At 73.2% G+C, this 11346-nt stretch carries 10 protein-coding genes; 6 read left to right on the forward strand and 4 right to left on the reverse strand.

What is annotated here, in order from left to right:
• Window positions 1–21 precede the first annotated feature (21 nt).
• The gene (locus ABZV78_RS05870) at window positions 22–801 is read right to left on the reverse strand and encodes an SDR family NAD(P)-dependent oxidoreductase (RefSeq protein ID WP_355635677.1); all 780 of its coding nucleotides are present in this window, start codon (window positions 799–801) and stop codon (window positions 22–24) included.
• A 171-nt stretch (window positions 802–972) separates the two neighbouring features.
• Between ABZV78_RS05870 and mshA the strand changes: the two genes are divergently transcribed.
• The 3 genes from mshA (at window position 973) to ABZV78_RS05885 (ending at window position 4030) form a co-directional block, all read left to right on the forward strand.
• Window positions 973–2334: a D-inositol-3-phosphate glycosyltransferase gene (gene mshA, locus ABZV78_RS05875; protein WP_355635679.1), complete on the forward strand. Its 1362-nt coding sequence runs from the start codon at window positions 973–975 to the stop codon at window positions 2332–2334.
• 48 nt (window positions 2335–2382) lie between these two features.
• Window positions 2383–2916: a YbjN domain-containing protein gene (locus ABZV78_RS05880; protein ID WP_355635681.1), complete on the forward strand. Its 534-nt coding sequence runs from the start codon at window positions 2383–2385 to the stop codon at window positions 2914–2916.
• Between the two features lie 187 nt (window positions 2917–3103).
• A complete protein-coding gene (locus ABZV78_RS05885) occupies window positions 3104–4030 on the forward strand; it encodes a hypothetical protein (protein WP_355635683.1) in 927 nt (308 codons plus the stop codon).
• 379 nt (window positions 4031–4409) lie between these two features.
• On the opposite strand, the gene ABZV78_RS05890 is transcribed toward ABZV78_RS05885, so the two are convergent.
• On the reverse strand, window positions 4410–5666 hold the full coding sequence (locus ABZV78_RS05890; RefSeq protein WP_355635685.1) for an MFS transporter: 1257 nt from the start codon (window positions 5664–5666) through the stop codon (window positions 4410–4412).
• Between the two features lie 107 nt (window positions 5667–5773).
• Window positions 5774–7099, reverse strand: a complete 1326-nt coding sequence (locus ABZV78_RS05895) for an MFS transporter (protein WP_355635687.1) — start codon at window positions 7097–7099, stop codon at window positions 5774–5776.
• Window positions 7100–7250: 151 nt separating this feature from the next.
• Here ABZV78_RS05895 and ABZV78_RS05900 point away from each other — a divergent pair, with 151 nt between their 5' ends.
• The gene (locus tag ABZV78_RS05900) at window positions 7251–8018 is read left to right on the forward strand and encodes a phosphoglyceromutase (RefSeq protein ID WP_355635689.1); all 768 of its coding nucleotides are present in this window, start codon (window positions 7251–7253) and stop codon (window positions 8016–8018) included.
• A gap of 52 nt (window positions 8019–8070) precedes the next feature.
• Here ABZV78_RS05900 and phoU read toward each other — a convergent pair whose 3' ends face one another.
• A complete protein-coding gene (phoU, locus tag ABZV78_RS05905) occupies window positions 8071–8724 on the reverse strand; it encodes a phosphate signaling complex protein PhoU (protein WP_189198221.1) in 654 nt (217 codons plus the stop codon).
• A 211-nt stretch (window positions 8725–8935) separates the two neighbouring features.
• Here phoU and ABZV78_RS05910 point away from each other — a divergent pair, with 211 nt between their 5' ends.
• Entirely contained in the window at window positions 8936–10228 is a 1293-nt protein-coding gene (locus ABZV78_RS05910) for an ATP-binding protein (protein WP_355635691.1), read from the forward strand.
• Window positions 10229–10251: 23 nt separating this feature from the next.
• Window positions 10252–10935 (forward strand): response regulator transcription factor, encoded by a 684-nt coding sequence (locus ABZV78_RS05915; protein ID WP_355635693.1) that lies wholly within the window; start codon window positions 10252–10254, stop codon window positions 10933–10935.
• The last annotated feature ends 411 nt before the right edge of the window (window positions 10936–11346 follow it).

An 11346-nucleotide genomic window follows, 5' to 3' on the forward strand; every position in this document is an offset into this window, starting at 1 on the left:
TGCGGGGCTCGCAGACCCGGCTCACTCCTCGCGCTTCACCATGGTCCGGTGCACCTTGTGCTGGGCGGCCTGGGCCAGCGGGCGGACCACGAGCTGGTCGATGTTGACGTGGTGCGGGCGGGTGGCGCACCAGGCGACGCAGTCGGCCACGTCGCCGGCAACCAGCGGCTCGGCCACACCGGCGTAGACCGCGGCGGCCCGGTCGGCGTCGCCCCCGAACCGGACCAGGCCGAACTCCTCGGTCTTCACCATGCCCGGGTCGATCTCGATGACCCGGACCGGCCGGCCGCACAGCTCCAGCCGGAGGGTGCCGGCCATCGCGGTCTGCGCGTGCTTGGCCGCCGTGTAGCCGCCGCCGCCCTCGTAGACGACGTGCCCGGCGGTCGAGCTGACGATCACCACGGTGCCCGCGCCGGACTTCTCCAGCGCGGGCAGCACCGCCTTGGTGACCCGGAGGGTGCCGAGCACGTTGACGTCATACATCCACTGCCAGTCGCCGAGGTCGGCGGACTCCACCGGGTCCAGGCCGCGCGCCCCGCCGGCGTTGTTCACCAGCAGGGTGACCGGGCCGGGCGCGGCATCGGCCGCGGTGGCCAGGCCGGCGACCGACTCGTCCGAGGTCACGTCGCATTCCACCGCGGTGGCCGTGCCGCCGGCCGCCTCGATCTCGGCGACCAGGCCGGCCAGCCGGTCGGTACGCCGCGCGGCGGCGAGCACGTGGAAACCCTCGGCGGCCAGCCGGCGGGCGGTGGCCGCGCCGATCCCGCTGGACGCCCCGGTGACGATCGCGACTGAGGTCATCCGGTCATTCTCACCCGGCGCCCCGTTCCCCGCGCCGATGAGGTCCGTCACGCCCGGGACCCGCCGCGACGCATTTCCGAAGCCCGATGGGGAAGATGACATCCGGCGCGGAGGTTGACCGAGAAGCGCCGGTCGTGCGGGACGGCATCAACCGTGACAGAGGGAGCGGACGTGGCGGAGTTGCACACCGGTGTCGGTCGTCAGCGAGGTGCCCTGCCGTGGCCGCGGCCGCGCCGGATCGCCACCCTCTCCGTCCACACCTCGCCGCTGCACCAGCCCGGCACGGGCGACGCCGGCGGCATGAACGTCTACATCCTGGAGGTCGCCCGGCGGCTGGCCGAGGCCGACGTCGAGGTGGAGATCTTCACAAGGGCCACTTCCGGCGACCTGCCGCCGGTGGTCGAGATGGCGCCCGGGGTGAGCGTCCGGCACGTCACCGCCGGCCCCCTGGAGGGGCTGACCAAGGAGGAGTTGCCCGGCCAGCTCTGCGCCTTCACCGCCGGGGTGCTCCGCGCCGAGGCCGCCCGCCCACCGGGCCACTACGACCTGATCCACTCGCACTACTGGCTCTCCGGCCAGGTGGGCTGGCTCGCCAAGGAGCGCTGGGGCGTGCCGCTCGTGCACACCGCGCACACCCTGGCCAAGGTCAAGAACGCCCAGCTCGCCGCCGGGGACCGGCCCGAGCCCAAGGCGCGGGTCATCGGCGAGGAGCAGGTGGTGGCCGAGTCCGACCGGCTGGTCGCCAACACCCGGGTCGAGGCCCGCGACCTGATCGACCGGTACGACGCAGAGCCCGCCCGGGTGGCCGTCGTGGAGCCCGGCGTGGACCTGGACCGGTTCCGCCCGGCCCTCGGCGACCGGGACGCGGCGATGCTGGCGGCCCGCCGCCGCCTCGGCCTGCCGACCAGCGGCTACGTGGTGGCCTTCGTCGGCCGGATCCAGCCGCTCAAGGCCCCGGACGTGCTGATCCGGGCGGTCGCCGCGCTGCGCGAGCGGGAGCCGGCGCTCGCCGACCAGGTGACCGTGGTGATCTGCGGCGGCCCGAGCGGCAGCGGGCTGGACCGCCCCACCGCCCTCATCGAGCTGGCCAGCTCGCTCGGCGTCGCCGACCGGGTGCGGTTCCTCCCGCCGCAGACCGGCGACGACCTGCCCGCCCTCTACCGCGCGGCGGACCTGATCGCGGTGCCCTCGTACAACGAGTCGTTCGGGCTGGTCGCGCTGGAGGCCCAGGCCTGCGGCACGCCGGTGCTGGCCGCCGCCGTGGGCGGGTTGGTCACCGCGGTCCGGGACGGCGTCAGCGGGATGCTCATCGACGGCCACGACCCGGTCGACTGGGCCCGCGCGCTGGCCCGCCTGCTGCCCGAGCGGCTGCGCCGGGCCACCCTGGGCCGGGGCGCCGAACGGCACGCCCGCGCCTTCTCCTGGCACCGCACCGCCTCCGGCCTGCTCGCCGTCTACGGCGAGGCGATCGCCGACCACCGCGCCCGCCTGGCCATGCGGCTCGGCGACCCCGCGCTCACCTGCTCCTGGTGAGCGCCCGTGGCCCGGCGACCTCCGCCGGGCGGCCGTAGAGTGGGTCCGATGAGCCGCAGGAGTGAGGTCGCCGCCCTGATCGAGGCCGTCTGCGCCGACCGTGAGCTGGAGTGGGAGTCCACCGGCGAGACGTCGTACGCGGTCACCCTGCCGGGGACGCACAAGCTCAAGACGATCTGCAACCTGATCGTCGGCGAACACGCGCTGCGGGTCGAGGCGTTCGTGATGCGCCAGCCCGACGAGCGCCGCGAGGAGCTCTGGGCCTGGCTGCTCCAGCGCAACGCCCGGATGTACGGGGTGTCCTTCTCCATCGACGCGGTCGGCGACGTCTACCTGACCGGGCGGGTCAACCTGACCGGTGTCGACGAGGACGAGCTGGACCGCCTGCTCGGGGCCGTGCTGACCTACGCCGACGAGTCCTTCGACAGCATGCTGGAGATCGGCTTCGGCACCGCCATCCGTCGGGAGTGGGAGTGGCGGGTCAAGCGGGGTGAGTCGACGGCCAACCTGGCCGCGTTCGCCCACCTCTTCGAGCCCTCGACCCCGGCCGGCTCGGCCGCCGGAGGTTCGGAGCCGTCCTGACGGGTATGCCGCACCGCGCGGTGCGGCACTTGGGACCCACCGCGGGCCGAGGACGGACTGTCGAGGAGCGTGTCCCATGGCTCAGCGCAACAGCTCAAGTCGCGGCACGACTGCGACCAGGACCAAGCGGCAAGCCGGCAACCAGACGCCGAACACGCCGCGCATCTCCGAATCCGAGATCTCCCGGATGAAGGTCGACGACATCCGGAGCCAGCTCCGCCGGCGCGGGGTCGCCGGGATCTCCGCCCTGCGGAAGCCGGAGCTGGTGCAGACGCTGGCCCGGACCATGCGCTCGGAGGGTCGCGGTGGCGCGGCCCGGAAGAGCACCGGCCCGGCCGGCCGGCCGTCCGCGACGAAGAAGACCGCCGCGGCGAAGAAGACCACCGCGGCGCGCAAGGCCGCGCCGTCGCGGGCCAAGGCCGCGCCGGCCGCGAAGGTCACCGGCGCCCGGGCGAAGGCGGCGCCGACCAAGAAGGCGGCAGGTGCCCGGGCGAAGGCGGCCCCGGCGAAGAAGGCGGGGGGTGTCCGGGCGAAGGCGGCACCGGCGAAGAAGGCGGGGGGTGTCCGGGCGAAGGCGGCACCGGCGAAGAAGGCCGCGGGCGGCCGGGCCAAGGCGGCGCCCGCGAAAAAGGCCGCGGGCGGCCGGGCCAAGGCGGCGCCCGCGAAGAAGGCCGCGGGCGCCCGGGCGGCACCCGCGAAGAAGGCCACGGGACCGGCCCGGGCACGGGCGGCGACCGCCACCCAGATCCGCGGCGGTCGGTCCGCGGCCCGGTCGGTGAGTTCGTCCCAGCAGATCACGTCGCTGGACGACCGTCCCGAACGTCCCGGGCGGAGCCTGGTGACGACCAACCACGAGGTCATCCAGCGTTGGGCCCGGGCCCGCAACGCCAAACCGGCCACGATCGCCGGGACGGAGCGCGGCGACCGCCCCGGGGTGCTGACGTTCAACATCCCCGGATACCGGGAGAGCAGCCGGATCCGCGAGGTGAGCTGGGATGACTGGTTCCGGACCTTCGACCTGCGCGGCCTGAACCTGATCTATCAGGAGCAGATGCGGGACGGCCGGCAGAGCAACTTCTTCCGGACCGAGAACCCGAATCGCGAGGACGCCTGAGGTTTACGGGAATGGTCGGCGGGAACCCGCTGTTGGCCAACGAAGAGACCGGAGCAGGGACAGCCGGATTTCCGACACGAGTGCTGTGACGGGCAAGACAGCAATCTGGGTTGAATCCGGAATCCGGGCGAACTAACTTTATTGCACCGCGCCACGCTTGGAAACGTTCGGGGGAGCGGCGGATCGATCAGATCCGCGCAAGCGAGGCGCGAGGGATCGGGTGGAGCACACCGTTGGGGGACGGTGCCACCCGTGGAACCGGCGGCGCGAGCGGGCGACGCTTACGGGGGTGAGGGTCGCCCGCCGCCGCCGGGCGTACGGTGCGAGCGCCCATCACGACGGGGGTCGTGGTGGGCGCTCGACGCCGTTCCGGGGACGTTCAGTGCCCCGCCGACACCGTCTCCGCCCGCTCGGCCGCCGCCCGCAGCGCGGCGACCCGGCGTTCCCGGGGCGGCCCGGCCAGCAGGTGACCCGCCGCCGCGACCAGGCCCAGGGCGCCCACCACGAGCCAGTGCCGTTCGCCGAGATGCTGGAGGCTGAGCCCACCCAGCGCCGGCGCCACGAAGGACGCCGCCGGGAAGGTCAGGTAGAACACCGACTGGTAGCGGGCACGCAGCTCGGGCGGGGCGAGATCCGCGTTGATCTGCGCGTTCGGCGGTGCGGCGAGCATCTGCCCGACCGTCCACACCACCGCCGCCCCCAGGTAGAGCGGCAGGCCGTCGGCGACGGTCAGCGCCCCGAAGCCGAGCGCCATGAGCCCGGTGGAGACGGCCAGCACGGTCGACTTTCGGTAGGGCTCGATGAGCCGGGGCACGAAGAGCTGCCCGGCCACGATCAGCGCGCCGCCGAGCGCCACCACCACCCCGTACGCCGTGGGGCGCAGGCCGTCGGCCCGCATCGCCAGCGGCATGATGGTCGAGGTCTGCATGGTCAGCACGGCCAGCAGGAAGGTCAGCCCGACGAAGGTCAGGAAGGTGCGGTCGGTCAGCGCGGTGTGCAGCCCGGGCCGCCGGCCCGCCACGGCGCGCAGGGTGATCGCCGGGCGGCGGGTCATCGTTTCCGGGACCTTCAGCGCGATGACCACGGCCGCCGCCAGGGTCGCCGCGGCGTCGACCAGGAACAGCGCCAGGAAGCTGGCCTCGGCGAGCACCCCGGCCAGCAGCGAGGCCACCGCCATGCCCAGGTTGAACGCCCAGAACTGCAGGTTGAACGCGCGGGAGCGACGGGCCTCGGGCACCACGTCCACGATGGCGGCCACGAACGCCGGGCTGGGCATCGAGTGCACCACCCCGACCAGCGCGGCCAGCACGGCGATCACGGCCAGGTGCCGGCTGAACGCCAGCGCCACCATCAGCCCGGCCGCGCCCAGGTGAGCGGCGAGCAGGGTGGCCCGCCGGCCCCACCGGTCGGCCAGCACCCCGCCGAGCAGCGTGCCGACCGCGCCGCCGGCCCCGTACGCCCCGACCACCAGGCCGGCGAGCGACGCCGAGGCGCCGCGCGCGGCGGTCAGGTAGAGCGACAGGAAGAGCATGGCGAAGGCGCCGGCCCGGTTGATCAGCAGCCCGGACCAGAGATACCAGAACGTGGCGGGGAGCCCGCCGGCCGTGTCGTCCCACCAGCGCCGCAGGCCGCGCACCCGTCCTCCTGGGAAAGTTTGTTAACCGATCCGCTCTGCCGACGGTAGTAGCCCGAACCGGCGGTGCGGGCGTGGCCCTGGTCACCACCGCCCGGACGGGGCGTACCTCAGGAGGCGGCGCGGACCGGCTCGGCGGGTGCGGTGGCCGCGGCCTCGGCCGCCTCCGGCACCGGGGTCCGGGCCACGGTGACCGGCGTGACCGGCGCGCCCGCGGTGCGGAGCCGGGCGGCGCGCCGCTCCCGGGCCGGGCCGGAGACCAGATGGGCCACCGCCATCACGGCGCCGATCGCGGCGCAGCCGAGCCAGAGCGCGGTGTTGCCGGCGTGCTCCCGCACGAGGCCGCCGAGGACCGGCGCGGTCGCGCCGGCGAGCTGCCAGGAGAGCGAGAAGGCGCCCTGGTAGCGACCGCGCAGCGCGGCCGGGGACAGCTCGGCGATGAGGGTGGCGTTGGACGGCGAGTTGAGCATCTCGCCGACCGTCCAGATGAGCACGGTCAGGCCGTAGAGCCAGGCGGTCTCGGCGAACGCGGTCAGCCCGAACCCGGCGCCCATCACCAGCGCGGCGAGCGCGAGCACGTGCGACCGACTCCGGCCCTTGATGAGCCTGGGCACGAAGAGTTGGCCGACCACGATGAGCACCCCGTTGAGCGCGATCACCGAGCCGTACGTGGCCGGGCTCAGCCCGGAGTCGCCCATGGCGATCGGCAGCATCGAGATGTGCTGGAGGAAGACCAGCGCGCCGAACAGGTTGAGCGCCACGAAGCCCAGGAACACCCGGTCGGTGAGGATGGTCCGCAGGGCGCCCGTGGGGGCCGCCGCGCCCTTGCTCACCGGGCCGGCATGCGCCGACCGGGTCTCACCCACCCGGGTGAAGATGATCAGAGCGGTGACCAGCGTGGTCGCCGCGTCGACCAGGAAGAGCAGCAGGTAGCCGGCCTGGGCGGCGACGCCGGCCAGCACCGCGGCGCAGGCGAAGCCCAGGTTGATCGCCCAGTAGTTCAGCGAGAAGGCGCGCAGCCGGTCCTTCTCCGGCACCACGTCGACCATCATGGCGCCGAACGCCGGGCGGGCCGCCTCGGCGAAGGTGCCGAGCAGCAGCGCCCCCAGCGCCACCGCCCAGAGCGGCCGGGCCAGGCCGAGCGCGACCATCATGGTGGCCGCGCCGAGGTGCGCGGTGAGCAGGGTGGGCCGCCGTCCCCACCGGTCGGTCAGGGTGCCGCCGATCGTGGTGCCCACCGCGCCGCCGACGCCCCAGAGCCCGATGACCAGGCCGGCCTGTGAGGCGGAGAAGTCACGCTCCTGGGTGAGGTAGATGGCCAGGAAGACCAGGACGAACGAGCCGAGCCGGTTGATCAGCGTGCCCGTCCAGAGGTACCAGAAGGTCCTCGGCAGCCCGCCTGTGGTGTCCCGGAACCAGCCCCGCACCGTCCGCATCCCCGCGCCCCCGTTTTGGTAATGACCGATCTATCCGCAGCGCCTTACAACCTAGTCGCGCCCGGGAACGCCGGTCATCAGCTTTTCCACGTGGTGGTCGTCACGACCCGTCCCCGCGTGTCCGGCGACGCGGTACGGCAGGATGATCCGCATGACTGCGAGCGAGGGGCCCACCGTCGGGACGCTGGTCCTGCTGCGGCACGGCGAGAGCGACTGGAACGCCAAGAACCTCTTCACCGGCTGGGTCGACGTCGACCTGACCGCCAAGGGCGAGACCGAGGCGCGGCGCGGCGGTGAGCTGCTCCGCGAGCACAACCTGCTGCCCGACGTGGTGCACACGAGCGTGCTGCGCCGCGCGATCCGCACCGCCGAGCTGGCGCTGGACGCCGCCGACCGGCACTGGATCGCGGTGCGCCGGTCCTGGCGGCTCAACGAGCGCCACTACGGCGCCCTGCAGGGCAAGAACAAGAAGCAGACCCTGGACGAGTACGGCGAGGACCAGTTCATGCTCTGGCGCCGGTCGTACGACACGCCGCCGCCCCCGATCGACGACGCGGACGAGTGGTCGCAGGTCGGCGATGCCCGGTACAAGCTGCTGCCGACCGAGCTGATGCCGCGCACCGAGTGCCTCAAGGACGTCGTCGAGCGGATGCTGCCCTACTGGTACGACTCGATCGTGCCGGACGTCCTGGCCGGCCGGACGGTGCTTGTGGCGGCGCACGGCAACTCGCTGCGCGCTCTGGTCAAGCACCTCGACCAGATCTCCGACGAGGCGATCGCCAAGCTCAACATCCCCACCGGCATCCCACTCCGCTACGACCTCGACCCCGACCTGCGCCCGCAGGTCCTCGGCGGCACCTACCTCGACCCCGAGGCCGCCAAGGAGGCCGCCGCCGCGGTCGCCAACCAGGGCCGCTGACGCGCCGACGACGAAGGCCCTCGGGTGACCGGGGGCCTTCGTCGTGTCCGGCTCAGCTCGCCGAGGGCGCGGTCTCGCCGGTGATCAGGTAGACCACGTGCTCGCCGGCGTTCACCGCGTGGTCGGCGAAGCGCTCGTAGAAGCGGCCCAGCAGGGTCGCGTCGATCGCGGTCTCCACCCCGTAGGGCCAGTCGTCGCCGAGCAGCACGCCGAAGAGGCTCTTGTGCAGGTCGTCCATGGTGTCGTCGTCGCGGTCCAGCTCGGCGGCGAGGTCGGCGTCGGGCTTCGCCAGAACCGAGGCGATCTTCTCGGCCATCCGGTCGGCGATGGCGGCCATGTCGGTGAAGACCGGGCGCAGCTCGGCCGGCACCGCCGGCGAGGGGTGCCGGCGCAGCGCCGTCTTGGCGACGTGGTCGGCCAGGTCGCCCATCCGCTCCAGGTCGGCGGCCACGTGCAGGGCGGTGATCATGGCGCGCAGGTCGGAGGCGACCGGCGCCTGCCGGGCCAGCAGGTCGCAGACCCGCTCCTCCACGTGCCGGTACAGCTCGTCGATCTCGGCGTCCCGCGCGATCACCGTCTCCGACGCGGCGCGGTCCGCGGTGAGCAGGCCCCTGGTGGCCTGCCGCATGGCCGCCCGTACCCCCTCGGCCATGTCCACCAGCAGCTGGCTGACAATCTGCAGGTCGGCCCGGAACTCGTCGCGCATCGTCACTTCCTGGGGTCGGTGGTCACCGCCCCGGCCAGGTGGCCGAGGTACGGCGTGAGCAGGTGCGCGACCCACGGTAGGCCGGGGGAACCGGCGCCGAGATGAACGCGGGTGAACGACGCGGGGCCCGCGAGTGAACATTCCCGAAAGTGAGAGTGGTTCGTCCCGTTCTGACCGATGCCCGGGTTAACAATGACCCTACGATCGCCGGGTGGAATGGGCGGTGGCGGTCGTGGTGGCCGTGGCGCTGGCGACCGGGCTGGTCGCCGGCCTGCTGCTGTCCGGACCCGTCCAGCAGTGGCGGCGCCGGTCGGTGTCGCCGGGAGGCGTGACCTCCCGTCGCAGTTCAGGGAGGCCCGCGATTCCCGACGACCAGCAGGGCGGGCTCACCGGGCTCGGCCGCAAGACGGTCGACGCGCTGCGCGCCGGCGTGGTGGTGCTCGACCCGGACGACGTGCCGGTACTGGTGAACCCCGCCGCCCGGGCGATGGGCCTGCTCCGCACCGGGGCGACACCCGGCTCCATCGCCGCGCACCCGTTGATCCGTACCCTCGCCGGGCAGGTCCGCCGCACGGGCGTGCGCCGCGAGATCGAGCTGGACCTGCCGCGCGGTCGCGACAGCGCGGGCGACAACCCGCTCGGCGTGCACCTGCGCGCCATGGGACTGGGCGCCGGCTACATCTCGATCGAGGCGGCCGACGTCACCGAGTCGCACCGGCTGGCCCGGGTACGGCGGGACTTCGTTGCCAACGTCAGCCACGAGCTGAAGACCCCGATCGGCGCCCTCCAACTGCTCGCCGAGGCGCTGGTGGACGCCACCGAACCGGCCGGCGACGGGCCGGCCGAGCTGTCCGAGGACCTGGTCGCCGCCCGACGGTTCGCCGAGCGGATCCAGCACGAGTCGACCCGGCTCGGCCGGCTAGTGCAGGAACTGCTGGAGCTGACCCGGCTCCAGGGCGCCGAGCCGCAGCCCGCCCCCGAGCCCGTCTCGCTGGACTGGGTGATCGCCGAGGTGATCGACCGGACCCGCACCGCGGCCACCGCGCGGCACGTGGAGATCGTCGTCGACGGGCAACGCGGGCTGACCGCGTACGGTAGTGACAGCCAGCTCGCCACCGCGGTGGCGAACCTCGTGGAGAACGCGATCAACTACTCGGCCGAGGACACCACGGTCCGGGTGACCGCGCGGGCCACCGACGAGCACGTCGAGATCGCCGTCGCCGACCAGGGCATCGGCATCGCCCCGAACGAGGTCGACCGGATCTTCGAACGCTTCTACCGGGCCGACCAGGCCCGCTCCCGGGCCACCGGGGGCACCGGCCTGGGCCTGGCCATCGTCAAACACATCGCCAGCAACCATGGCGGTCGGGTGGATGTGTCGAGCACTCTTGGTGGGGGGTCGACGTTCACCCTCCGGCTGCCCGCCCGCCCCCCGGACGACCTGGAGGCGACACTCTCCTCCGCTGGGATCGAGGCCGGCCCGGCCGAGCTCCGGCAGGTCTGACCGACAGGAAAGGAAACACCCCGTTGAGCCGCGTACTGGTGGTGGAGGACGAGGAATCGTTCTCCGACGCCCTGTCCTACATGCTCCGCAAGGAGGGTTTCGAGGTCTCCGTCGCCGCGACGGGCACTTCGGCCCTCACCGAGTTCGACCGGACCGGCGCCGACATCGTGCTGCTCGACCTGATGCTGCCGGAAATGTCGGGCACCGAGGTCTGCCGCCAGCTCCGGCAGCGGTCGCACGTGCCGATCATCATGGTCACCGCCCGGGACAGTGAGATCGACAAGGTGGTCGGCCTGGAGATCGGGGCCGACGACTACGTCACCAAGCCCTACTCGCCCCGCGAGCTGGTCGCCCGGATCCGGGCGGTGCTGCGCCGGCAGAGTGCCGAGGCGACCGAGTCGGGTGCGCCGACGCTGGCCGCCGGGCCGGTCCGGATGGACATCGAGCGGCACGTCGTGACCGTGGACGGCGCCGCCGTGCAGCTTCCGCTCAAGGAGTTCGAGCTGCTGGAGCTGCTGCTCCGCAACGCCGGCCGGGTGCTCACCCGGGGGCAGCTCATCGACCGGGTCTGGGGCGCCGACTACGTGGGCGACACCAAGACGCTGGACGTGCACGTCAAGCGGCTGCGCTCCAAGGTCGAGCCGGAGCCGTCCGCGCCGCGCTTCATCGTCACGGTCCGCGGCCTGGGCTACAAGTTCGAACCGTGATCGGTCCCGGGGCCGGGCCGGGCCTCGACTGATCCACCCCGCTCGGCGAGGAGGCGGTGTCCGGAATGTTCCGGATGCCGCCTTCTGTGCACTCTGCGGCGCCATCGACGCCGGCTCGGCGAGGTGGCGGTGTCGCGGGGTGCCGGATACCCGCTTCGGCGAGCCGGAGTTCATCAGGTCGCTCGACAGGGCCCTGTCGACCTGCTGGCGCCGACTGAAGACGAAGCCAGCCCTGACGGGCCTCGGGCTTGGGTGAATGTCCGTTTCCCGCCGGCGCTCGGCGGCTGAGTGGAACGCCATGGGTGTCTCCGGGGCGCGGATACACCCATGCTGTTCCACCGACCGTCCCGCTGTGGGCGCGGTGTCCGGTTTGTGCGGGTGGTCCGCGGCACCCCGACGGTGGAATGGCCG

Origin of the sequence: Micromonospora sp. NPDC004540 (genome assembly GCF_040610095.1) — a bacterium.
Classification (GTDB): domain Bacteria; phylum Actinomycetota; class Actinomycetes; order Mycobacteriales; family Micromonosporaceae; genus Micromonospora.

Bases quoted from the DNA above. Each gene is read 5' to 3' on its own strand.
- phoU (WP_189198221.1), bottom strand. From the start codon at position 8,724: ATGCGCGACGAGTTCCGGGCCGACCTGCAGATTGTCAGCCAGCTGCTG.
- ABZV78_RS05870 (WP_355635677.1), bottom strand. From the start codon at position 801: ATGACCTCAGTCGCGATCGTCACCGGGGCGTCCAGCGGGATCGGCGCG.
- ABZV78_RS05885 (WP_355635683.1), top strand. From the start codon at position 3,104: ATGAAGGTCGACGACATCCGGAGCCAGCTCCGCCGGCGCGGGGTCGCC.
- ABZV78_RS05900 (WP_355635689.1), top strand. From the start codon at position 7,251: ATGACTGCGAGCGAGGGGCCCACCGTCGGGACGCTGGTCCTGCTGCGG.
- ABZV78_RS05895 (WP_355635687.1), bottom strand. From the start codon at position 7,099: ATGCGGACGGTGCGGGGCTGGTTCCGGGACACCACAGGCGGGCTGCCG.
- ABZV78_RS05880 (WP_355635681.1), top strand. From the start codon at position 2,383: ATGAGCCGCAGGAGTGAGGTCGCCGCCCTGATCGAGGCCGTCTGCGCC.